General features: G+C 38.5%; 26 protein-coding genes and 1 pseudogene. 8 read left to right on the forward strand and 19 right to left on the reverse strand.

Going from position 1 to position 24,428, the window contains the following annotated elements:
• The first annotated feature begins 107 nt into the window (after positions 1-107).
• On the forward strand, positions 108-1,049 hold the full coding sequence (locus GO593_RS04590; RefSeq protein ID WP_085916958.1) for a lipase family alpha/beta hydrolase: 942 nt from the start codon (positions 108-110) through the stop codon (positions 1,047-1,049).
• A gap of 52 nt (positions 1,050-1,101) precedes the next feature.
• On the opposite strand, the gene rplS is transcribed toward GO593_RS04590, so the two are convergent.
• The 12 genes from rplS to ispH all read right to left on the reverse strand — a co-directional run bounded on the left by rplS (position 1,102) and on the right by ispH (position 12,178).
• A complete protein-coding gene (gene rplS, locus GO593_RS04595) occupies positions 1,102-1,470 on the reverse strand; it encodes a 50S ribosomal protein L19 (protein WP_000014562.1) in 369 nt (122 codons plus the stop codon).
• 208 nt (positions 1,471-1,678) lie between these two features.
• Positions 1,679-2,419, reverse strand: a complete 741-nt coding sequence (trmD, locus tag GO593_RS04600) for a tRNA (guanosine(37)-N1)-methyltransferase TrmD (RefSeq protein ID WP_000464598.1) — start codon at positions 2,417-2,419, stop codon at positions 1,679-1,681.
• 45 nt (positions 2,420-2,464) lie between these two features.
• Complete coding sequence (rimM, locus tag GO593_RS04605; protein ID WP_000189236.1) at positions 2,465-3,013, reverse strand: ribosome maturation factor RimM; 549 nt, start codon at positions 3,011-3,013, stop codon at positions 2,465-2,467.
• A gap of 19 nt (positions 3,014-3,032) precedes the next feature.
• A complete protein-coding gene (rpsP, locus tag GO593_RS04610) occupies positions 3,033-3,284 on the reverse strand; it encodes a 30S ribosomal protein S16 (RefSeq protein WP_000260334.1) in 252 nt (83 codons plus the stop codon).
• 146 nt (positions 3,285-3,430) lie between these two features.
• Entirely contained in the window at positions 3,431-3,856 is a 426-nt protein-coding gene (locus GO593_RS04615; protein ID WP_000788344.1) for a type IV pilin protein, read from the reverse strand.
• Positions 3,853-4,335: a type IV pilin protein gene (locus GO593_RS04620; RefSeq protein ID WP_001046417.1), complete on the reverse strand. Its 483-nt coding sequence runs from the start codon at positions 4,333-4,335 to the stop codon at positions 3,853-3,855. Before GO593_RS04620 ends, GO593_RS04615 begins: the two co-directional genes overlap by 4 nt.
• Before the next feature lie 12 nt (positions 4,336-4,347).
• The gene (locus GO593_RS04625; RefSeq protein ID WP_000768965.1) at positions 4,348-8,202 is read right to left on the reverse strand and encodes a PilC/PilY family type IV pilus protein; all 3,855 of its coding nucleotides are present in this window, start codon (positions 8,200-8,202) and stop codon (positions 4,348-4,350) included.
• Positions 8,203-8,213: 11 nt separating this feature from the next.
• On the reverse strand, positions 8,214-9,032 hold the full coding sequence (locus GO593_RS04630; RefSeq protein WP_000149377.1) for a PilX N-terminal domain-containing pilus assembly protein: 819 nt from the start codon (positions 9,030-9,032) through the stop codon (positions 8,214-8,216).
• Positions 9,029-10,030: a PilW family protein gene (locus GO593_RS04635; RefSeq protein ID WP_000079195.1), complete on the reverse strand. Its 1,002-nt coding sequence runs from the start codon at positions 10,028-10,030 to the stop codon at positions 9,029-9,031. Before GO593_RS04635 ends, GO593_RS04630 begins: the two co-directional genes overlap by 4 nt.
• Entirely contained in the window at positions 10,031-10,591 is a 561-nt protein-coding gene (pilV, locus tag GO593_RS04640) for a type IV pilus modification protein PilV (protein ID WP_002194578.1), read from the reverse strand.
• Positions 10,585-11,058 (reverse strand): pilus assembly FimT family protein, encoded by a 474-nt coding sequence (locus GO593_RS04645; RefSeq protein ID WP_001214059.1) that lies wholly within the window; start codon positions 11,056-11,058, stop codon positions 10,585-10,587. The genes pilV and GO593_RS04645 overlap by 7 nt, the downstream gene beginning before the upstream one ends.
• Positions 11,059-11,227: 169 nt before the next feature.
• A complete protein-coding gene (gene ispH / locus GO593_RS04650) occupies positions 11,228-12,178 on the reverse strand; it encodes a 4-hydroxy-3-methylbut-2-enyl diphosphate reductase (protein WP_000407064.1) in 951 nt (316 codons plus the stop codon).
• 122 nt (positions 12,179-12,300) lie between these two features.
• On the opposite strand from ispH, the gene gmk reads away from it, so the two are divergent.
• The 7 genes and pseudogenes from gmk (at position 12,301) to bfr (ending at position 17,212) form a co-directional block, all read left to right on the forward strand.
• Positions 12,301-12,930 carry a guanylate kinase gene (gmk, locus tag GO593_RS04655; RefSeq protein WP_000015937.1) on the forward strand — a complete coding sequence of 210 codons (630 nt, stop codon included), beginning with the start codon at positions 12,301-12,303 and terminating at the stop codon, positions 12,928-12,930.
• 72 nt (positions 12,931-13,002) lie between these two features.
• Entirely contained in the window at positions 13,003-13,281 is a 279-nt protein-coding gene (rpoZ, locus tag GO593_RS04660) for a DNA-directed RNA polymerase subunit omega (protein WP_000135049.1), read from the forward strand.
• Between the two features lie 38 nt (positions 13,282-13,319).
• Positions 13,320-13,450, forward strand: a pseudogene (locus GO593_RS04665) (hypothetical protein).
• A gap of 39 nt (positions 13,451-13,489) precedes the next feature.
• Positions 13,490-15,595, forward strand: coding sequence for a RelA/SpoT family protein (locus GO593_RS04670; protein ID WP_001117590.1), 2,106 nt, complete (start codon positions 13,490-13,492; stop codon positions 15,593-15,595).
• 120 nt (positions 15,596-15,715) lie between these two features.
• Positions 15,716-16,099, forward strand: a complete 384-nt coding sequence (locus tag GO593_RS04675; protein ID WP_000090000.1) for a RidA family protein — start codon at positions 15,716-15,718, stop codon at positions 16,097-16,099.
• Positions 16,100-16,308: 209 nt separating this feature from the next.
• Positions 16,309-16,503 carry a bacterioferritin-associated ferredoxin gene (locus tag GO593_RS04680; protein ID WP_000289091.1) on the forward strand — a complete coding sequence of 65 codons (195 nt, stop codon included), beginning with the start codon at positions 16,309-16,311 and terminating at the stop codon, positions 16,501-16,503.
• A 244-nt stretch (positions 16,504-16,747) separates the two neighbouring features.
• Positions 16,748-17,212: a heteropolymeric bacterioferritin subunit Bfr gene (gene bfr / locus GO593_RS04685; protein ID WP_000678117.1), complete on the forward strand. Its 465-nt coding sequence runs from the start codon at positions 16,748-16,750 to the stop codon at positions 17,210-17,212.
• A gap of 42 nt (positions 17,213-17,254) precedes the next feature.
• Here the strand turns inward: bfr and GO593_RS04690 are convergent, their stop codons facing one another.
• The 7 genes from GO593_RS04690 to GO593_RS04720 all read right to left on the reverse strand — a co-directional run bounded on the left by GO593_RS04690 (position 17,255) and on the right by GO593_RS04720 (position 24,396).
• The gene (locus tag GO593_RS04690) at positions 17,255-18,883 is read right to left on the reverse strand and encodes a PglL family O-oligosaccharyltransferase (protein ID WP_001195770.1); all 1,629 of its coding nucleotides are present in this window, start codon (positions 18,881-18,883) and stop codon (positions 17,255-17,257) included.
• Between the two features lie 106 nt (positions 18,884-18,989).
• Positions 18,990-20,300 carry an O-antigen ligase family protein gene (locus GO593_RS04695; RefSeq protein WP_000913740.1) on the reverse strand — a complete coding sequence of 437 codons (1,311 nt, stop codon included), beginning with the start codon at positions 20,298-20,300 and terminating at the stop codon, positions 18,990-18,992.
• 55 nt (positions 20,301-20,355) lie between these two features.
• Positions 20,356-20,784, reverse strand: a complete 429-nt coding sequence (locus tag GO593_RS04700) for a pilin (RefSeq protein ID WP_000993713.1) — start codon at positions 20,782-20,784, stop codon at positions 20,356-20,358.
• Positions 20,785-21,126: 342 nt separating this feature from the next.
• A complete protein-coding gene (locus GO593_RS04705; RefSeq protein WP_000258949.1) occupies positions 21,127-21,687 on the reverse strand; it encodes a TPM domain-containing protein in 561 nt (186 codons plus the stop codon).
• A complete protein-coding gene (locus GO593_RS04710) occupies positions 21,681-22,763 on the reverse strand; it encodes a TPM domain-containing protein (RefSeq protein ID WP_001246543.1) in 1,083 nt (360 codons plus the stop codon). Before GO593_RS04710 ends, GO593_RS04705 begins: the two co-directional genes overlap by 7 nt.
• Before the next feature lie 24 nt (positions 22,764-22,787).
• Positions 22,788-23,378 carry a LemA family protein gene (locus GO593_RS04715; protein WP_000846931.1) on the reverse strand — a complete coding sequence of 197 codons (591 nt, stop codon included), beginning with the start codon at positions 23,376-23,378 and terminating at the stop codon, positions 22,788-22,790.
• Positions 23,379-23,508: 130 nt separating this feature from the next.
• Positions 23,509-24,396 (reverse strand): metal-dependent hydrolase, encoded by an 888-nt coding sequence (locus GO593_RS04720; protein WP_001017317.1) that lies wholly within the window; start codon positions 24,394-24,396, stop codon positions 23,509-23,511.
• Between the last annotated feature and the right edge of the window lie 32 nt (positions 24,397-24,428).

Raw genomic sequence — 24,428 nt, forward strand, 5'->3', positions numbered from 1 at the left:
TATTTCAAAGTGAGCCAAACCTTATCCAGCAGTAGAAGCTGCTTCTCATACAAAATAAAAATAGTGAGTAAAAAATGAAAAGGAACTTAATATTTTTCTGTGCTGCAATACTCTCAGGACTGAGTGTTTCAGCAACCCATGCCACAAATGCAGAGCAAGTCAAAAGCTCATTCGTCTATTCAACTTATGCACAAACCAAATATCCATTGGTTTTTAACCATGGTATGGCTGGTTTTAACCGAGTTGGAACAGATACGCTTGGTCTGGACTACTGGTATCAGATTCTTCCTGATCTTGCGCGTAACGGAGGAAATGTCTGGGCAACAAGAGTTTCACCGTTTAACTCAACTGAAGTTCGTGGAGAACAACTTGCCCAACAAGTAGAAGAAATTATTGCCATCACTGGAAAGCCTAAAGTCAACTTGATCGGACATAGCCACGGGGGACCTACAATTCGCTATGTCGCTGGGATCATGCCTGAAAAAGTCGCTTCGCTTACTACTATTGGTGCACCTCACAAAGGATCGCCAATGGCAGATGTCATCCTGAATGTTGAGGGTACTCCTCTATCCGGACTGGCAACATTAGTAAACTGGTTTTCCGCAGCAATTACTTGGGCAGGAGGTCTAGACCCAAATAGTTATCCGCATGACTCCTTAGCAGGTGCCCACAGTTTATCGACTCAAGGCTCTGCACAGTTTAATTCTCAATTTCCAATGGGTGTTCCTACCACGTCTTGTGGTGAAGGTGCTTATCAAGAGAAAGGAATCTATATGTATTCATTCTCTGGCAATAAAGCACTCACAAATCCATTAGATCCTTTTGATATTGCATTAACAGGAAGTAGTCTAGTGGTTGACCCATTTGGGGATAATGATGGGCTGGTTTCTCGATGCAGTGCCAAATTTGGTAAAACTATTCGTGACGACTATAACTGGAATCATTTAGATGAAGTCAATCAGGTCATGGGAATACGTTCTATTTTTGCAGCAGACCCTGTCTCGGTTTATCGTCAACATGCTAACCGTTTAAAACTTCAAGGATTATAAGCTTTAAAACAAAAAAATGCGCCAAAAGGCGCATTTTTTACTCGCTATAAGCTTACGCTTTACGAGCTGGTAATTTTTCACGAATACGTGCAGCTTTACCAGACAAGTCACGGAGGTAGTAAAGTTTAGCACGACGAACGTCACCACGACGTTTCACTTCGATTTTAGCAACAACTGGTGAGTGAGTTTGGAATACACGCTCAACACCAACACCGCTAGAAATTTTACGTACTGTGAACGCAGAGTTCAAACCACGGTTTTTCTTAGCGATTACAACACCTTCAAATGCCTGAAGACGTTCACGGTCACCTTCTTTTACTTTAACTTGAACAACTACTGTGTCACCAGGAGCAAATTCAGGAAGGTCAGTTTTTAACTGTGAATTTTCAATAGCTTGAACTAAAGGATGTTTACCACTCATTGTGGGAATCTCCAATATGTGCGGAGTCAGAAGAGGCCTGAGTTTCCGCTGGGGATAGAGGCTAAAGCGCATATCAACCCGTTTAACTTTCCCTTTACGACAACCGTAAAGAGCCTTAAGTGCACATAAATCTATAAAAAAATAGACTTATGCTTTAATTCGAAGCAAAGCTTCTCATCTTTTGCTCAGAAAAACACAGGGAATATGCTTACCCTTGTTCATCTGACAGCCATTTTTTTTGCTGCTTAGTCAACGTAACCTGTTCAATCAACTCAGGTCGACGCTCTAAAGTTCGTTGATAACGCTGCAAAAAACGCCATTTCTCAATATTGGCATGATGTCCCGACTTTAAAATTTCAGGAACATCTAAACCTTCAAACTGGTCTGGCTTAGTGTATTGCGGACAATCCAAAAGACCATCTACAAAAGAATCCTGTATCGCTGATTGCTCATCTGACATTACATTCGGCAAACGGCGAATAATACTATCAAGCAACACCATGGCAGGTAGTTCACCACCAGATAAGACGTAATCTCCAATCGACCATTCCTGATCAACATAATGCTGGATCAAACGCTCATCGACGCCTTCATAACGCCCACACAATACAATTAAGCCATCATAATCGACAAACTGCTGTACTGCCTGTTCATTTAAAGTTTTGCCTTGTGGAGACATATACACCACAGGTACATGAACACATCCTGCTTGCGAAGCAAGTTGTTTGGCATGGTTAATTGCTTTTGCCAAAGGCTCCGCCATCATCACCATACCAGGACCACCACCAAATGGACGTTCATCCACTCTTCGGTAATTCCCTTCAGCAAAATCACGTGGATTAATACAAGTGACTTGTACTATGTCACGTTTTGCTGCACGCCCGCTAATCCCGTAGGCTGTAATCGCTTCAAACATTTCAGGAAAAAGCGTAATGACTGCAAAAAACACCGCAGACTCCTCTATTTTCCTGCTGCGTTAATCCTATAAAAAGGATTAATAATCTACGCCCCAATTGACGTAAATGCGACCAGCTTCAAGATCAACGCGTTGCACCACATCTTTATGCCACGGGATCATGCGTTCTTCTGAATCAATGCTGTCTGGTGTAGCGCGTACAACCATCACATCATTGGCTCCAGTTTCAAACAACTCATGAATTTGCCCCAAGTTCACTTCCTGTTCGTCGTCATCAAGACCTAACACTGTTAAGCCTTTCAAATCTGACCAGTAGTACTCATCTACATCTGCTTTCGGCAGTTGAGATTTAGCAATCCAGATATTAGCGCCAACCAAGCTTTCTGCTCCTGTGCGATCACTCACACCTTTTAGAGCAACAACCAGGCCTTTGCCATGTGGTTTCCAACGTTTTACATCAACGATTTGCCAACCGGCCTTGGTCTCGATGTACCAAGGCAAGTAGTCAAACATATTGCTCATGGGTTCTGTATTGGAATACACCCAGAGCCACCCATTTAATCCATAAGCTGAACGTAACTGTCCAATCTGAATACGATCTTCGGGAACATTCTGTGTTGGTGTCATGGGCTACCTACTACAATAATTATGCAGTAGCTTTTTTAGCTTGAGCAGCCAAAGAAGCAACACGTTCAGAAGGTTGAGCACCTTGAGAAACCCAGTGAGCAAAACGGTCTGCATCTAAACGAAGTTTTTCTGCTTGACCTTGTGCAGTTGGGTTAAAGAAACCGATACGCTCGATGAAACGACCATCACGTGCATTGCGGCTATCAGTCACAACGATTTGATAGAATGGACGTTTTTTTGCGCCGCCACGTGCTAAACGAATAACAACCATGATAAAAGCCTTATAATTCTTACGGATTATCCCTGCGCCGACCATCGGCAACACTTCAAACCCCTTTCATAGAGGGCGACATTCTACGTGATTTTCACCCTGAAAGAAAGATTAAATTTTGAGTTATCCGCAGTTTTGAATTTAAATTACTCTGTCCAACTTGATGAAGCCGATAGTGCACAATCTGTAGCACCTTTTGCCCAAAATTTTTGCCCTTGATCATTTAAGCAAATAATTCCATCACCAGCTTGTGAAGTATTAGCGATTGGTGTTGCCGTAAGCACCCATGTCGAATCGTTTAAAGTAGTAAAAGCTAAAGTATATAAAGCTTTGCCCTGAAGAGGACTCACATTAGAACCATAAATCGACTGTATGGTCGCATTCGACGAATAACGATTGTGAACTACTTTTTCTGATTCTAATGTTTGGGCAATATTCATCATTTCGGATTGAACAGCTGTACGATGCCCTTTACGTAAATATTGCAAATATGAAGGTGTCGCTATAGCTGCTAAAATTGCAATTATCGCTACTACAATCATGATTTCTATTAAAGTAAAACCATTCTTCATTGCCAATTCTCACTATTTGTTTCACATACATTGCAAGTGACTGTTCCACCACAGTCATTATCAACAGCCGTAGCTGTTAAACTTTGACAACGCAAACCTGAATTCTTAGCAATAAAATTAAAGTTTCTTGAATCTGTAGTTGTCGCTTTAATGACCCATGTTTGTCCATTTGCAGCAGCATTCGTCAATAAATTTCCTGTCGTCGTATCATCAGTAATCTGAATCGTATATCCCCCGCGAGGTAGGGTTATAGAGGTTGTGGTAAACCCCCTATAAGTAAAATTTCTTGATTTATGCTGTTCCAATTGTTCAGCTAATTTCAAAATTTCACTTTTAGCCGCAGATGCAGTAGCTCTACGGCTATAACTTTGATATGAAGGGATAGCAATTGAAGCAAAAATAGCAACGATAACAATCACGACCATAAGCTCAATCAAGGTAACCCCTTGATTGAACCGTAGAATAGAGTACTTATTCATAAGCTGTTCCTTCTAGCGATAGCGCTCATACCAGCGCACAGGAAGTAAATGACTTGTACATTGCCACTCACCTGTTCCGTTCTCGTTTCCAGACAGCTGTAATTTCCCACAACTATTAGTCACAGGAGGTTCATCTCTTTTTGGAACAAATGTGATATTACGAATACCTGCACCAATGACATTTGTATTACATTCAGAGACTCCAGCTGGACAGTTACTACCAGTTTTTGTTTGAAACCCGCTCGGGTTTTCTTTATTTGAATTAATGGTTCCATCCGGATTAAGACAAGCACCAAATGGTAAACAATAAGTTTGTCGGTCTGTTTCTCCCACAACACGAGGTAGACAAGGATCTGCCGCAACAATTCCCGTTCCTTGAGGGTCATAAACTGGAATAATTAAATTACCCGTAATTGCCATTGGTTCCTCAAAAGCTTTGAGTCCTCCTTTAATACGAAAACTATTATTAGCTTTTTCTGTACCATCGCTCGTACTAGAAAGCGAGCGATACCAACCACCTTTACCTACTCCTGTAGTGGGGAAGAAAATTTGAGCTACTCTTGTTTCACCTGTTCTTAGAATTTGTGGATTTTTTCTTAAGCCTGTCCGTGTAATATCTTTTGTTTCAAGCTGATTATCAGTTAAAGACATTAAGTTCTTTTTAACAAAGTCTTTATCAATAATTCCATATACATTATTTACAGGACGTCCACTTAATGCACTTGCAGGCGTCATACCTTCACGACCTGTGAGTGGGTAAACGTCTAAAGGTGTACTACGGTCTCCTGATGCAATACCTACTGTAATAAAAGTGTGAATTCCATAATCGTGGATCGTTACTGTTGGAGGCTCATAAAAACGAGGAGCATTCCCACCTGTATAATCATTTGTGCCATCATAAGTTGAATCATTTGTTGCTAAATTCGCTAAACGCACAACTCTGACACCAAAACTGCTATAGGTCGAATTGGTTTTTGTCTGATTATTATTAAGGTCCACGCGAAAAATTTGTCCGCCTAAATCTCCAAAATATAGATGGTCGACTAAGCCATCAGCATCACGGTCTAAAGTACTAATACGGCTAACAATACTATGCTTCATATTGGCGTTATCAGTATTAGAACCTGTATCACTTGTCCACCACAAACGCTGACCAGTTTTTGCGTCAATAATATAGACAGCATTTCCTTTTGCTTTTCCATTGGTAAAGCAAGCGTCAGTCAACGTAATATTTGGTTTTTCATAACACTGATCATAACCACCGCCAACAATCAGGACGCGTCTAATAGAACCGTTATAACGGATGTTCGCGAGTACGGGTTTAGACCAGCTTTGACCCATACGGCTATAGTCAGTCTGGTCTGCCCCTATTCTAAAAAGCAGTTTCGGTGAAGTAGGGCTTAATACATCTAGTCCGTAGTAGCTACTTCCTCCCATACGCATGCCGCCATAAATATTCATTTGCTTTGCAGTTACTTTTGATACTGCCGAGCTACCACTTCCTACTGTAGTAATATTATAGGCTGGATCAGATACCCAAGCTCCGTCCATACCATGAGCGGGAGCTGAAGCATCACTTTGACCAACAACTAAAGCTTTGGAAGCAACTGAATCATTTAAAATATCTGCAGGAACAAAGACCATTTGCTCAATACCAGATGAAGCATCCACAATATGTAATCCGCCTTCCATAGTTCCATAGAGGATGGATTGTTCTCGGGCAGATGTTAAATTCCCATTATCATCTAGTGTTCCATTGTAGGTTAGTTGAACCGGTAAAGAGTGAATACTTCCCCCCATCGATAAATAAGGTTCATTCGATGTAACCAAAGATGAAGGCAGAGTTGTTGCATTAATATCTGTTGAATAACCTAAATAATTTAATATTTTTAATTTCAAGCTTATAGGAAAAGCTTTTAAAATATTTTGTCCAGTTGATGGATCAAATTTACCTAAAACATAACTTGCTGTATTAGCCACCGTATCAAAAGGATTAGTTCCTTCTGGTGGAGCAGCTGGAATTTTTAGCAAATTAGTTCCAGAAGTTGAAATTTTCGTTAAGCTACCATCTGCTGCAACGGCGGAAACATCAGTAAATAAGTTGCGGATTTTACTTTGTACTGCGTAATAATATTTTGTGATATTTCCTTCTGCATCACGTGTTTCAGGTTGTCCAGCAATGGGTAAAGGCACATTCGCATATGAACCACCTAAAAAGACTTTGCCTCCGTCAGTATAAGTAGAGCTATTCCAATAATCCTTTGTTCCAGTCCTAAAAGCCCCACTTGCATTGTAGACTAATCCGCCAGAATTGGCCTCAAAAGCACCTGCATTCGCTCCAGATAAAACAACATGATATTTCTTTAAATTTCCACGCCATGTTAAGTACGTGTTAGCTGGATTTGGCTCAAAAGCTCGTAAATAACCATATTCCTGTAAATTTTTGGGATTCAATGCATCATATGGAACTGAGATAGCACCTGTGGTTAAGGGTTCTAAAGGAACTTTATCTAAATTATTAATAAATGCGATAACGCTGTCTGTTACGCCTTGTGAACTCTGAGTAGGGAAAAAACCACCATTCCCATAACCTGGTGCAGCTACCGCATTTGTAGATTGATTCGGTGAACACGCATCATCTCCTTTTCGGTCAGACTGGGTTCTCGAACTTAAACGGCAGGCATTTTTTACATCAGAAGAACTCAAACTAGAAAAGTCACTACCAAAACCGACAAATGCTGTTTGAATAGAAACTCCGGCAGGGTTCTTTGTTTTATCAAATAATCTTTTTGCAAACTCCCCCATACAAGCCCAACCAGAGTCTGCCGTAGTGTTAGATAAACCTCCAGAACAATTAAAATCAGCTCCAAAAGTACTACCTAAAGCAGTCGACATGACACTTGCCGAACGTGTATTTGTTGTATTGTTCGGTTCGCCATCCGATAAGAAGTAAATACCTTGCCCATCACAACTCTGGCGATTCGCTACTGCAGGTAAAGGTGACTGATACACTGCATTGGAGTTAGTAGCATTTCGGTCTACAACAATATTCGGATTGCTAGCTGTATCGTTTGATTTAGATTTTGGAATACCGCTATCTGCATTTGCTACAGCATAATTAAAAGTGGTGTAGTAATAAGTATAGTAATAAGTCCAGTCAGATGAAGTATCATAAGCAGTAGCATTATCCACACCTGGATTATTTGTTGACCAGCTACTCCAATAACTATTTGAACGACAAGGTTGCCATAGGTTGGCTGTATCAATTTGCGAATCACGGTAATTAGTACAATATGAATATTCAGTTCTATTATCAGATCTTCTTACACGTTTGATATAACTATCTTTACGAATAGCATAATTCGTCTCTGAATATGTGGTTGTCCCCATTAAGTAAGCAGCTGCTTCAGCATAAGCGTGGGCTGAAGGTGTTGAGCCTCCCGCAGTTAAATTAGCAACAGCTTGTTTTAATTTATAACGTTGTGAGCCTACCGTATTTAAAGTACTTGCATCACCTAAAGGAGCAGCAGCCACTAAAATTTGTCCACTTCGGCTGTCACCATTTGCCGAGAAATTTCCTAAACCTACTCGCGTATCATTTAAGACAGGGTTATTGCTAGCCAAAAAAGCATTCATACCATTTTTAAGCATGGCTAAGCGGTTTTCACCATAACTATTGTTGGTCATACTTCCTGATGTATCCAACATCATCACAATTGTTTTTTTACCTGCTGTAGGTGAGGCATAAATTTGTAAATCACTTGCTTGCACCACAGAGCTTGTCATTAGCCATGTGAATATCATTGAGCTTGAATAGACGGCATACCACAAATTATTTGGCTTAAAATTCTTCAATTTTAGTTTCATGATATTCCCCATTATGAACCTGGTGCCGTGATTTCAGTCAGCTTATTGGTATAGTTAAATTCTTGAACTTGAGTACTAAAAGGTACGTTATGGTTTGCCAAACAATCAGCTAGAGTTTGCTTATCCGTTAATGCACTATCAAAGTTGTCACTAATTTTTGCGGAACTCGTACTTAAGCAATCAGATTGCAGAGTTTCTAAAGAAGTTGATGCATAAGCAGGTAAAAACGCTGTTGTAATAACCCGAATACGTTGCGTAGATAGCATACTTTTAGGAAGTTGGGTTCCTTCGGAAAGATTTATGTCCCGAGGTAGATTTGAACCCGGAATATCAGGCATGGCATCGGTTGGGATACTGACAGCAACTTGAGTAACTACCGCTTGACGATTACTTCCATAGTCACTTGTTAAATCGCAGAAACCTGCTACTCCACCGTCTTCAACCACAGCATTATTGGCGCTGCCAGCCCGAAGCAAACTTGCTCCCCGAGTTTGAGCAAAACTTACAGATGTAGAGGTTGGTTTATAGCAAAAGTTATATTCCGCACCAGGGTTACTTTCATGTGCTTTAAGTGCTGCACCAATCACATTGGTAATATTTGTCAATGTGGTTGGGTTCATCTGTACAATAAGCTCTAACGGAGTATCTGAAGATTGAAAGTTTAATTGGCCAACTTGGCTATTAGTTGCAACTTTTAGAGAAACAATCGCTACTCTTATTGCCAAAACCCCGACAGAAATAACAATCAATAAAATAATAAGTACAACAATAAGTGTGGCACCCGTTTCCTTAGATCGACCTTTAATATTTTTATAATTTAAATGGGTCATATTGTTTCCCCCATTGCATTGCGTAAAGCAATTGTCACGCTATATACGCGTCGCAAAAAGCGAGTTCTGTTATCGGCAGCATGCACATTCTGATCTAGCATAAGAAAAAACTGATTAGGGTCTATTGCCTTATTTTGAGCATTATTTGTAGAACGGGCTAATACCGATATTTGTATTGACAGAATTCTTGGAGCAGCCACAGCTGGACTCGCATCTCGAGCAGCTTGTGCAGCCACCCGATACTGAGGAATTGTGTAATAAGCAAAATTACCAGCTGCGTTTTTCGCACCTAATAAGACATGAAAATGGTCAATACGAGGCAGTATAATTTGCCCTGCATCTCCTAATCCATTAACGATATCAGGTTGAGCTGTAGCACTAACCGCAGGGGTATTCGCATCACATGCAAGTGCATAATCCTGTTGAGAACTACCATTATTATCAACACGTAAAAAATACCGTTGAACTATTAGGTCCCCCGCTAACACATTCACACCTTCACAATTAGTCATATTGGTCGGGGCAATGAATTGAATAGTTAGTTGATCGCTTTGTACTTCAGCATTTGAACTATTCTGTATATTTGAAAGACCTTTCCAGTGGTTATTCACTGTACTTACCGTATCACCTGCACCACGGCTTAATAACGCTTCCGGAATATAAGTATTTGTATCAACTTTTGGAATAAAATTAATATTGTTGGCATTTGTTGCTGTTGAACCTGTTAATACAATACCTCCCCAAGGCGTTGTATCTGTTAATTGTGGATTTACAACATTTCCATAATTTAGAAGCCGTATATCACGTGCCATATATTCCAAACCAAAAATACCGCTGTCCTGAATTTCAGCATTGGCCTTTTGCAATCGGCTGGATAAAAGCCCTCCAATAAATAGCTGTGTTGCAGCAGCCACTAATATTAGGCCTAAAGCTAAGGCGACTATAAGTTCAATCAAGGTAAAACCTTGTTCTTTATTAGAAATAAATGATTGAGCCATTTAATATGCCTCCATCATTAAGCAAGTTGAATTATTCACGTAAACACCGTTATTACTCATACAACTTGAAACATCCACACTAGTATTTGTTCCATTTGTAGTAATCACTGGCGCAGTTTTACCCCAAAAGACAAATAGGCACTGGCGTTGTTGCACCATTGTATTTGTAACGCCAGGGCAATTTGACATCGTAATTCTCATACCCAGTTGATTAGCATTTCTAGCTGCTTGATAGGCATCAAATTGAGCAAGTTGGGAGGCAGTACATAGAGAGTTAAAACATGACGTGGGTGCAGGAGTATCAGATGTATAGTTGCTATAACTACGCACAAATGTAGGATACTGGCTAGCTTGAGTACTATTTGTACGGATATTTTCTGCTAATCCCCTCATCACTAGAATGGCTTGAGATTTACTTAATGCTTCTGAAGATGCATCCATAGCTCTTAGCTGCAAGGCAACATAACCTAAAACTCCAATAGCAAGTAAAATTAAGGCAACCAAAACTTCGAGTAAGCCCACCCCAGCTTGGGCTTTTTGCTTATAGTGATGCATTAACAAGTCTCCTCGGCCTTAAAAACTAAAGTGCCAAGCTTGGTCAAAATAATGACTTTCTTTTTATTTATTCTAGAATTACAAATAGATAAAAGCGTATCTTGAGTTATATTTGCCACTACTCCATTTGCATTAAAAGCTAAAGTGGTAGTCGTTAAAGAACTTTGCGTACCATCAGCGGCTATATTTTTTAGCTCAAGAGTATTATTAGAAGCTGTCTTCCAATTTAATGAAGTGGGTGTATTTGAAGCTGTTGAGTTCAAGTTAACAGAAACATTCTGACGACCTAAAATTGCCTGACTTTTCGCTTCTGATAAAGTGTTGATTAAGTCTCTTTGATTAGCATCTAAACGTTTACTTTCTAATAAATTTGACATTGATGGCGCAGCCATCAGTGCAATAATAGCCATGACTGCAATCGTCACCATTAGCTCGACCAAGGTGAACCCTTCTTGTGGAATAATTCCCCTCATCCCCAGAACCCCAAATAAAACTAAAATTTTTTATTTCTTATTTAAATTTTACTTTTACAAACTACAAAACAAATACAAAACAGACAAAGGGTATAAAAAAACAGATAACTGTCATGTTAACAATTATCTGTTTAACTATTTAAAATCAGTATGTTAAATAAGTCACATTTTATGCCTGGGTCACATGAATACGTAATTCTTTAGGAAGACTAAAAGTAATATTTTCCTCACGTCCTTCTAATTCTTTAGGCGCCTGAGCTCCCCAATCTTGTAAACGTTGAATCACTTGCTTAATTAAAATTTCTGGGGCTGAAGCTCCTGCTGTAACACCAATTTTACAAGTATCATTGAACCATGATTGTTCAAGTTGATCTGCATTATCTACTAGATAAGCAGCTTTCCCCATACGCTCAGCAAGCTCACGTAAACGATTCGAATTTGACGAGTTAGGCGAGCCAACAACCAGCACAACATCACATTTTTCAGCTAAGTCACGTACTGCATCTTGTCTATTTTGAGTTGCATAACAGATGTCATCTTTACGCGGACCTTGAATATTCGGGAATTTTGCACGCAAAGCATCAATCACTTTTGCTGTATCATCAATAGATAAGGTCGTTTGCGTAACAAATGCTAATTTTTCCGGATGTCTAACCTCAAGTGCTGCCACATCAGCCTCATCTTCAACCAGATAAATATCGCCACCTTTTAATTTGTCATATTGTCCCATCGTACCTTCAACTTCTGGGTGTCCTTCATGACCAATTAAAATAGCTTCTGTCCCTTCGCGAGCATATTTAGTTACTTCAATATGTACTTTAGTCACCAATGGACAAGTCGCATCAAATACTTTTAAGCCTCGACGCTCTGCTTCTTGCTGAACTGCTTTTGAAACACCGTGCGCACTGAAAATTACAATAGAATCATCTGGCACTTGGTCCAGCTCATCAACGAAAACAGCCCCTCTTTGGCGTAAGTCATCTACCACAAATTTATTGTGTACAACTTCATGACGTACATAAATAGGAGGATTAAAACATTCCAAAGCCCGATTGACGATTGCTATGGCTCGATCAACACCGGCACAAAAACCACGCGGATTAGCTAACACAATTTCCATAACAGCCTCAAAATTAATAAAACAGGGGAACTTCTCGTAAATATTTGCAGTTAAAACTATTCAGTTTAAACGCACGGTACACTACAATAGCGAAGATATTTTATCATATCAGGAAAAATATCATGTCGGGTCTATTGTTTGTCGTTTCTGCTGCATCAGGAACGGGCAAAACATCTTTGGTGAAAGCCCTACTTGACCGTGTGAGCAATTTACATGTTTCAGTTTCGCATACTACCCGAGGTCAACGACCAGGTGAGTTAGATGGTGTTCACTATCACTTCACAACAAAAGATGAATTTTTAGACCAAGTAAACCAAGGTGGATTTATCGAATATGCTGAAGTATTTGGTAACTACTATGGCACTTCGCAAGCAACCGTAAAACAACAGTTAGCTCAAGGACATGATGTCTTGCTTGAAATTGACTGGCAAGGTGCAGAGCAAGTACGTAAGCTGTTTCCTGAATCTAAACAGATCTTTATTTTACCACCTACTCAATTCGATTTACGTCAACGTTTATCTAACCGTGGTACAGACTCTGTTGAAGTTATTGAACACCGCTTAAGCTGTGCTGTTGAAGACATGCAGCATTATGTAAATTTCGACTATATCATCATTAATGATGACTTTAATAAAGCCCTACATGAGCTTGAAGCCGTCATTACGGCAAATCGTTTAGTCTTATCTCAACAGGCAAAAAGACATCAAAATCTAATTCAAGACTTGATTACTCCACAACCAAAACAGGAATAACTTGAGTCTGGAACGAAAGCCTTTTATACTATTTAGTCTGTTCAAATTTACCATTCCAAAACGAGAACTTTTATGGCACGCGTCACCGTTGAAGATTGTTTAGATCATGTAGACAACCGTTTTGAGCTTGTGCTCGTTGCAAGTAAACGTGCTCGTCAATTGGCACGTCAAGGCATGGAGCCAACTGTAGAATGGGATAACGACAAACCAACAGTTGTTGCTTTACGTGAAATCGCTGTAGGTCACGTAACGAAAGAAATTCTTAAACAACGTGAGCAAGATTACCAAACTTCTAGTCTTGATCTTGCCCTTTCTACAAACAGCTTAAATTTAGAAGGTTTTTCTTTCTAATTACTCCTGTTTCTATAAAAAACCATCGTTTTTTTGCGATGGTTTTTTATTTGGCTTATGCATATTTAAAACATATTGGTAAAAGCAATTATTTTCATTGAAAAAAAAATACACTTTTTCAAACGAAAAAATTGACAAGTTCCGCAATATGCTTTTCATTAAGAAGTAGATAGATTTAGTTTTTTAAGCAACAGAAAAAGGGTGGTCTATGCCAGGCGAAGAGGTCAGCCAAGCCAAGCAACAGCTCAAATTAATTATCGACCCTTACTTATCGGTAAGTGAAGTCGAAAAAGTGCTTGCTGCCTGCGATTTTGGAGATCTGGCACACACTGGTATTACCCGTAAAAGTGGTGAACCTTATATTCTGCATCCTATCGCGGTTAGCTGTATTTTAGCGAATATGCGTCTGGATCCTGAAACATTAATGGCTGCACTTTTACATGATGTCATTGAAGACACTCAATATACAAAAGACGATATTATTGAGCGATTTGGGCAAACAGTTGCAGAGCTTGTTGATGGCGTAACCAAATTAAGCCAGTCGAGCGATAAAGAATATAATAAAGCTGCTTCTTTTAGAAAAATTCTACAAGCTACTTTGCAAGATCCACGCGTCATTATTATTAAACTAGCTGATCGCTACCACAATATGACCACATTGGGCGCCTTACGGCCCGATAAGCGTGCTCGTATTGCTCAAGAAACCTTTGATATTTTCGTACCGATGGCAAGATTAGTCGGCATGAATGAAATGGCCGATAACCTTGAAAATTTATGTTATCAAAATCTCGATTTAGATATGTTTGATAACGTTCAAAATGCGTTGCTTCAAACCAAACCAGAGCGATGTAAATACCAAAGTATCTGGGAACAAAATCTTGCGGAGCTTCTCCACAATTATCATATTCAAGGTCGAATTAAAAAGAAAAATAATAATATTGAGCTCTTACGCCATTTCGTAAAAAATGAAATGGATTTACAAGAACTTACTCATAGCCATGCCTTTGAAATCGTTTTGCAATCCATTGCAGACTGCGATCGTTTAGTAGCAGCCTTAAAAGAAAATTTTCAGGTCATCCAATATCAAGATCATATCCGCCGCCCGTTACCAGGTGGCAATCAGTCATTAATGATCAAGCTTAAGGGTGAAAAAACTACCTTATCGCTCACTATTCAAACTGAGTTGATGCGTAAAGCTGCACGTTTCGGTGTAGTACTCGGCGAAAATGCCCCACAAACTTGCCGCTCTGCCATTCAAGCCTCCATGCAGAACCTAAATACACTCATTGATGGTGAATGTGCTAAAACGACTTTTAATGACTTACTTGATTATTTGCATCAAGAAAAAATTTGGGTTTACACACCACACGGCCAGTTACATGAGTTACCACAAGGTGCCACAGTAGTTGATTTTGCCTATTCAGCTAGTCTTTTCTTAGGCAACCATGCGGTAGGTGCGAAAGTTGATGGTGAAATTAAGCCACTTTCTACACCATTAGTTAGTGGGCAGGTTATTGAGATTATTACTGACGTTTTAGCAACGCCAAATCCAGATTGGCTGAGCTTCATTAACACTCAAAAAGCTCGCCGTGCTTTACAGCACGTACTCAAAGACCAAGATATTGAAGAACAACGTTTAGTTGGTGCCCAAGCACTTTCACGAGCTTTGAAACTCTTTAATCGTTCTATTAACGACCTTTCAGATGCAGATTGGTTGGATCTTTTACAATGGCGTCATATTGATAATAAAGATGCATTATTTGAGCAAATTGCTGTTGGAGATTTACTTCCTCAACTTGTAGCTAACCATTTGTTTGCAAATGACAAGCATCCTCGAGCAGAAAATTCAGATCGACTAATTCAAGGAACTGAAGGCATTGATGTTAAATATGCCCACTGTTGTAATCCTATTTTAGGCGATCCAATTCAAGGCCATTTAACACGACGTGGTTTAATTGTGCACCGTATTCGTTGTCATAATTTGCTTCATGAACAACATTTACACCCAGAAAACATTATGCCGCTTCAATGGAAAGCAGATGACGTAGATGATGTACGTTTTACTGCTTACCTTGCGATTTATATGGCAATGAATGATGAACAGGTATCAGACCTCATCTACCAATGTCGTAAAAATAATGCTGGGGTAGAAATGGTACATTCCAACGAACAGCGTACTTTCGTCAATATTGTAGTAAACAACCGTAAACATATTGCAAAAGTCATTCGTGATTTACGAATGCACTATGGCTTCCCACGTATTGAGCGTCTAGACGCCCCTGCTCCACAAATGGAAATTTCCAAAGTCAGCTAAAATTTGTTCTGCTTTACTAAAATCTAACTTCTAGAAGTACTTAATCAATTAAATCGATGATACTTTTGTCAAAACGTATCATCGATTATGATGAAAAAAGATTTAATCAAGGAGAACCAAATGTCCCGTCAAGTCATTCATACTGAAAATGCCCCTGCTGCCATCGGCACATATTCTCAAGCCATTTTAGTAGGTAACACACTATATCTATCAGGGCAAATTGGTTTAGATCCTTACAGTATGGAACTTGTAGACGGCATTGAAGCTCAAATCCGCCGTGTTTTTGATAACCTTAAAGCAGTATGTGAAGCTGCAGGCGGCACACTTGCAGATATTGCAAAGCTCAATATTTTTCTTACTGATTTATCTAATTTCCAACTCGTTAACCAAATTATGGGCGAATATTTTGCTCAACCATACCCAGCGCGTGCTGCACTTGGTGTAGCAAGCCTGCCTAAAGGGGCTTTAGTTGAAATGGATGGAATTGTTATTATTAATCAGTAAGATAAAATATTAACTAGAAATTATTTAGCTCTAAAATTAGATACCACCCCAGCTTAAAAAGCTGAGTAACTCTCAGATTTCCGCTTAGGTGGTATTTTTTTATCCAAAATCCCAATAACGATAAATGAGATTTTAAATGAATTTCATTGACAAACGATAATAATTATCAATAATATCAATTATCGCATTTATATTTGGGGATTACTCCCATGTACGTTTGCTTGTGTCGTGGCATTACCGATCAGGATATTAAAGACGCTATTGAAAATGGCGCTGAAAGCTATCGTGAAATTCGCGATTTGCTTGATCTTGGTACTTGCTGTGGACGCTGTGCACCAGAAGCACGTGCTATTATTAGTGAAGAATTAGCAGAAATTGCTGCTCGCATTTCTGTAGCTGCATAATAAAAATTAATATTTAACAAAAATTTATTGACTCCTCCACCGCTTTTTGCGGAACGTTAAATGTTCCTCATTGAAGCGGTTTTTTTTGGAAGGAAATTCACATTTACCAATATCGTGTTGTTTTTGATTGCGATTTTCATTTGCTGTTCCATAAATTACTCGCCATATCCATGATTGTTCACTAAAATGAATTTATAGATTGCCTTAATTGAATTAAGGCAGAAATTGTTTTGGAGTAGCTACAATGAAAGGCAATCGTGATCTCATTAATCAGCTCAACCAAGTGCTGTATCATCATTTAACTGCAATTAATCAATACTTTTTACACTCTCGTATGTTTAATGATTGGGGAATTGAACAACTCGGTTCTGCCGAATATAAAGAATCAATTCGCCAAATGAAGCATGCTGATAAAATTATTGAGCGTATCTTATTTTTAGAAGGTCTCCCTAATCTTCAACACTTAGGTAAATTGTATATCGGTCAACATACAGAAGAAGTTCTGCAATGCGACATCCGTAAAGTAAAAGAAAATATTGAAGCAATTCAGAAAGCGGTCGCTTTAGCCGAAACAGAACAAGACTATGTAACGCGTGATTTGGTACAAGAAATCTTAGAAAAAGAGGAAGAATATTGGGATTGGTTAGATACTCAAATTGATCTTATTGGCAGTGTTGGTATCGAAAATTATATCCAAAGCCAAATGTAATTCCTCATAAAAAAAATCCCCTTGTACTCAAGGGGATTTTTTTTATTTATTTTTTAACAACTCTGCCAAAGTTATTTGCTGTCGATAAAGATGCTGCAAAATAAATATTTGCTGCTCGGCCTGTTCTACTTTTCCATTATAGGCAAGTAGCTGGGCATATTTACGCAAGTTATAAGGCGTCGCTTTATTCTTCACAAAATTACCCCATACTGCTAAATCAGCATCAGATAAAGTAGTTTCAGGCTTCATCTCAATCCATTTTAGACGCTGCTCAAACTGCGTTAAAATAAAAATCTGATTACTTCCTAAAATCTCAGCATTTGGCTGTTTATTCTTAAACAGCAAATTACTATTTGTGACATAGACATTATAGTCACGCCAAATTGCTACCAGAAGTATTACACTTATTCCCCAAATTAATCGAAGAACCTGCTTGTTGAGTACAATACCTTTGAGTACAGGTGTCTGTGCCTGAATTATGCCTAATAAGAAACCACAAGTAAGTAAGAAGTAAGCGTAGCGTTGAGGAAACTCTAACATGGCATGAATGAGTACGGTACACACCATCATAATTGCAATAATTGAGATAGTTTCTTTAGCCTGCTGATTTAGCCAAACGAACCAACATGCAAAGTAAGCAATAATGACTATACCTATTGGGATACCGTTCCAGATGATGAGATCTAATAAAATATTATGGGCACTGGTCGTCCACTCAGTTGTTGGAAAAAGAGCATAAGCTGACATTTGCGCCACACTGGTTTGGTGCCAACCATACCCCAACCAAGGATGCTGCTGTACAGCAAGTAGCATTTGGGTCCAGATATTAAAACGTAAATATCCAGAACTTGCTCTTTCAACTAAACTACTTGCTTGGGTTACTTCAGCGCTTGACCATGCTTCAATTAAACTAGTAGCAAATGGCAGAATCACGCCAGCTATTACAAAAAAACCAGCGCACCACAAGAACCCTTGCATAAAACCAAATCTTTTTTGTTTTCCAAATAGTTTAACTATCCAATAGATAAGTAAAAATGGAAAAACGACCCAAGACGTTCTTGATTGGCTTAAAGTGATTGTAAACAAGATAAGGAGTGCTGAAGGGAAAAGTAACCAAACTGTTGCTTTATTCTTTTCATATAAAAATAGACAACCTAATAGCCCCATAATCAGAAAGGTTGCCATATTGTTAGGTTGACCAAAGTTGCCGTAAGGACGGTTACCAATTAAATGCAACATATGCACAAAATGAGACTCAATATTTAACCATTGGCATATCGCAATAAAGCTGGTCGCAATTGATACAATAATCAGTAATAAACTAAAGCCTGTAAAAATTTGATCTCGCTTTTGTTGATCTAGTGACAAGTTATAACCCGCCACAACCATAAACCAGAAGCCTAATAAGTAAAGTGAACTTAACAAAGCTGTACTAAAATCAAAAACTAGACCAAAAGCCCACTGCACCACTGGAATTAAAATAAATGGCAATAGCAATAATTGTGCACGCGGAATTTTAATATTTTGATAAAAAAGTGCAGCTAAGACACTTAAACCTGCCGCAAAAGTACTCATTTCACTAGAAAACATTACCCAAGGGTTATAGTGAAATGGTGATAACCACGCAAAACCCAACAAAATTGCTGCGAGGAACAGAAAGAATACTTGCATAGTGATAGGTTTGAGACTATTAGAAATGGGTGAAATTATACATGGAACCCTAAAGAAAAATGTATGAGTCTATATGAAAAGGACTTGATAAAGTTTACTTCAAAAGTTAAGGAATTTTTGAGGTTGGTACTAAGTGCTCCGCACCACCATAAAACCAAAAGTTTGGAGCCATTCGTCCTCCATAGCTTCCACAATTCCAACAATTTAAATCTTGTCCTAAATACATTATTGTGATGTATAAGAATAAAACTCCCCATAAAGCAATCAGTATTTTTGTCGATCTAAAAGAATATTGGGAACTAGAAGTTAACTCTCTATGAGAAAAAGTAAAAGCTATAAATAATACACAGGCAATTTGTGACGCTGGGTACACCATACTACCTGAGAACATTGCATCAACTAAAACGGCGATCACACCAACTTTCAAAATTAGTGAAACAGTTTTATCTTTAAATAAGCCAATTAACTGGGTCAACATCCATATACAGAATATGAGACCTATAATGCCCCATTCAAAAATAAGTCTTAAATATAGATTATGTATATGACGTCCATACGCATACTGGATCTTAGACAAATAGCCACCACCAACCCCAGTAAATGGGTGCTGTTTCCATTGTTCAAATACAAACTTCCACATTTCTGCGCGCAGCGATGTCCCCGCTCGTATTACAGTCATTGTACTTTTTTCAGCTAAAAAAATAGTAATTTTATAAACAAAAAAAGCTAAAAAAATATAAATACAGCTTTGCAAAATAAGCTTTCGATTTTCTTTAGAGTATATAAAGAGAACTAGTAATCCTGTCATTACCGCAAGTAAAGCGGACCTAGCTCCATCAAAAAACCATGCTAAAGCAAAAAAGAAAATTGCTATAGGGTAAGAATAAGAGATATAAGGATATTTCTTATTTTTTAGATAAATCAGGAAGAAAAACAAGGGAACAATAACACTATCATAAATCCGAATCGTGCCAGAGTTAAACTGCCAATCAAACCATTGTTGATGGATAATAAAATTAAAAATAGAAATCAAAATAAACAAACATGGAATAATCGCTGTAACTACAATTAGTGCAATACCATGCTCTATATTTTTTATATTCCTTAACTCATATGTTAAGGCAGAAAATATAAAAAGTAATGCTATCACAGACCAAAGCTCTTGAAACTCAAAAATTTCCCAATTTATTTGTTGAGTTAATATGAGCCCAGCAATAATAAAAAAAGTAATTTGACTATAAATTGAAAATTTTAGTTTTTTTGCGAAGATTAATATTAATAAAGCATATAGCGCTAAAGGAAACTGCAATAAACGAAGTTCATCATATTGAAAAATAGACCAGCCAGTTTGATACCCTAATATAGCTGTAATAAGATAAATTGCGACTAATAGAAATAGAATAATTTTTTTTAACATATTTATTTTCTTCAATAAAAAAAGAGAGGCCGAAACCTCTCTTTTTTATATCAACTTATGAAGCTGTAAAAGATTGTGGAAGTAACTCAGCTGGAGCATTAGTACTGCTATTCTTTGTTAAAATACCTGTTTCGCTTACATTCATTACAATCTGTTTAGAAGTAAGTTTAGTTGATACACCCGATGATTTGAATGTATAGGTGATCGTACAATTTGGTGCAGTTCCGCCAATCTCAGCATCACCATATTTTCCAGCTACTTGATCAGCGGCCGTTGCTGCAGTAGCGCCGCCAGCAAAACATGTCCCAGCCTGTAAATTAGTATTAATTGTTGTTTTCAATCCATCTGCTAGAGTAAATGCCTCAGATGCTTGTGACTTAGCAATATAGTTTTGATACGCAGGAATCGCAATTGCCGCCAAAATACCGATAATGGCAACCACGATCATAAGTTCGATTAATGTAAAACCTTTTTGTGCATTCATAGCCTTTTCCCCAAAGATTGTATGTATGTTTTTATATAAGCTTTTCAGCTATCAAATATATTGCAGCAACCATGCCAACTTTTATTATTGTTAAAAAACATAAACTTATAATTTATAAAGCCTTATTTTAGTAGCTTAAGCTGTAATTAACTGACAAAAATTGTCACTAGGAATTTAGTAGAACTGAATCACCGATAAAAGTTAATTTATTGCCTATTTCATTTTTTTAATATCGAATGTGATAAAAATCTCTATAAAAATAATCAAATAGGTGACATTTTTTGTCAGTCACCTTATTGAGCAAAAATTTAAAAAAAACAGTTAAATTTTTGAGTCAATCATTTAATTAATAATGATAGGTGCGTTACCTAATTCATTTAATTGATCTGGCATGTTTTCATCGTAAAAGCGCGCCATCACTTCTCCAATTTGCTGAACTCCTGTAACTACCGCTTTCTGATATTGTTTTTGTTGAAGCTGCTCTACAATCGACTTACAAATCTGCTGCCATATTTGTTCAGTAGTTGCATTCCTAATCCCACGATCAAAGATGATTTCTACTGTGCGTTCACACAGATTTAAATAGAGCAATACACCACTATTGAGCTCTGTATCCCATACACCCAGTTCTGCAAATAATTGCTGGGCTCTTAAACGTGTATTTTGTCTATACGCTTGTGAACATGGGATATGGCCTTCTATGACAACCTGTATTTCGCCAACATGTCCATGCTCTGCTTGCTGTACAGCCTCAGCAATAACTTGTTTGTCTTGTTTGGAGAAATATCTGCTACTTGCTGGTAAATAACAAAAATGCTTAAACCAACGTTTTAAACTTGGCTCTACAGATTCCTCAATTTTTGGCTGAGTAATAATTTGGGTTGTTTCTGATGTTGTTACCATGAGCCTGAAGCACCTCCACCGCCAAAACGTCCACCGCCGCCGCCATAGCCTCCGCCACCACCGCCAAAGCCTCCTCCGCGCCCACCGCCACCAGCTCCACTCAGAATAGCCTGTAAAATCAGTTGGGCAATTGAAGTTATGAGTAAAAAGAAAATACCAAAACCTAGTAGTAAACTCATTACTACGCCAGCACCATTTACAAAACCAGCTACCGCTGCCGCAACGCCAGCTGTTGACGCGCTAAGTGGTCGTCCAACAATAAATGAACCCACAATTCCAGCAACCAGAATAAATAAAGCCATTGTCAGTGTTGTCTGTTTGGCTTGTTGTTCTTCAGCAGCTTGATGTTGGCGTTCTTTTAAATCTTGAGCAGCTTGCTGTGCTACTTCTGGGTCAAGATTTAAAATTCTTCCGATTTCATCGATACCTGCACTCAAACCTTGTGCATATTGGGCTTGTTTAAAATAAGGTGTAATTTGGTTTCGAATAATCCGACTTGCCACAATATCCGGCAACACACCTTCTAAGCCATAACCGGTTAAAATTTGCATACGGCGATCATTTACAGCGACTGCAATGAGTAATCCATTATCACGTTTAGATGATCCCAATTGCCACTTTTCACCAACGCGCAATGCATAATCAAAGATATCTTCTTGGCCAGTGGTAGGAACAATCACAATACCAATCTGCGCTTTGCCTTGTTGATACAAACTTAGAATTTTTTGATCGAGCTGTTGCTTCTCAGCCTCACTTAAAATGTTAGCTTGATCAATTACCGGCTGGTTCAAAGTTGGTAAACCACGTATTGATTCACCATCAGCCATATCGTTAGCAACTTGAACTTGAGGAGCAGGACCTGAAGCAGCTTGCCCCTCTAGTTTAGATGCAGCAGCTTGAGCTTGTTGCTTTTGTATAATTTTGCCAGCAACTACTGCATCAGCCTCATCAGTAGCAGTTGCAATATTACTTTCACTCCATGCCGTATTCTGGAAAAGAACACCACAACAGAGCAAAATTAAGGTCGAAATAAAGACCTTAATTTGCTTTGATTGAAGCAATAGAGTATTTCTCATACGGCACTCCTTTGATTTATAAAATTAATCAAAAGAAACTTTTGGAGCCTGCTGAGCAGATGCTTCTGCAGAGAAATTGGCTTTAGGATGCATGCCAATCACTTTTGCTGTTACTGCTTGTGGGAATTGACGAACATAAGCGTTATAGTCCTGAACAGTTGTAATATAACGATTACGGGCAACAGCAATTCGGTTTTCTGTTCCCTCAAGCTGAACTTGCAATTCTTGGAATTGGGTATTGGCTTTTAAATCTGGGTAATTTTCTGAAACGGCAATAAGTCGAGATAATGCCCCAGTTAACTGGCTTTGTGCCTGTTGATATTTTTCAAGTAATGCTGGGTCTTCTAATACTTCTTTATCAACCTTCAAGCCTGCAACATTGGCACGTGCTTGAGTGACTTCTGTTAAAACCTGTTCTTCATGTTTAGCATAACCTTTTACAACATTTACCAAATTTGGAACTAGATCGGCACGACGTTGATATTGGTTTTGTACTTCAGACCAAGCCGCTGTTACAGCTTCATCTTTAACCTGTAAGGTATTATAGCCACAGCCTGAAAATAGTAGGGTACTGGCAAGTGTTGTCGCGATAGCAAGTTGTTTAAACGTTTTCATCGTCACATTATCCTCAAGTTTTTCTTTATATTTTTAACCACTTTTCCCGATTGTATGACGATTTTGGCATTATTGTGTTGCTTTTATTTTATAGATTTAAAAAAACCGGATTTTTAAATCCGGTTTTTTATTAGCTTGGTCTTGGATTTTTTTCCTCTTGGAAACTTGTCATTTGATATTCATCAGCCAAATAACTTTTCCAATAATCGACCATATGACCATAATCTTTTTGACTCGGGTGGAAGTCCTTTTTGTAATAAGCAAAATATTCAGGAGTTAGCTGTATAAGCATTTTAACAAGCAAATACACACCAAAAATATTTCCTCCCATTTTAGGCAAGCTTTTCCATTTATCTTGCCAAAATAATCGCGTCGTACCATAGAAAGCAAGACTCGCAAATCCTGTAGTGACACTACGCATTAATAATCTGCGAATACGGTCATCGCCATAGACATGTTGATAGACATCAAATGCAACTGAACGATGTTCAATTTCCTCAATAGCGTGCCAGACCCAAAGCTTTAACGCATCTTGATCCAAAGTTTTTAATAATTCAGGATGCTGTAAAATATATCCTCCAAGCAAAGCCGTAAAATGCTCAAATGCACATGTCAGTGCCAGCTGTAGCTTAGGTGGAATTGTTCTTAAATATTTGTCACGCTCATTCAACCAGTTTTGAAAGCGATCCAGATTATAGTCATCACGACGCCAAGCCTCATTGAACTCTCCATGTGCTTTCGAATGCATTGCTTCTTGCCCAATAAATGCCGCAATCTGAGCCTGTAGTTGAGGGTCGGAAACTTTGTCACGTACATTACGCACGCTATTTACAAAAAACTGTTCTCCTACGGGAAATGTTGAAGAGAGTGCAGTTAAAAAATGGGACATTAAAGGCGAATTTGCAAAATAATAGCGTTTGATAGCTTGAGGATTAAACTCAAGGCGACGCACTGTAATACCCAACGCTTTTCGACGATTTAAATATGATTTTTCTGCCGTCATGCCTGCGATGTTCATATTCAACACCTATTGTATTGAAGAAGGAAGTT

The organism is Acinetobacter baumannii (genome assembly GCF_009759685.1).
GTDB lineage: Bacteria > Pseudomonadota > Gammaproteobacteria > Pseudomonadales > Moraxellaceae > Acinetobacter > Acinetobacter baumannii.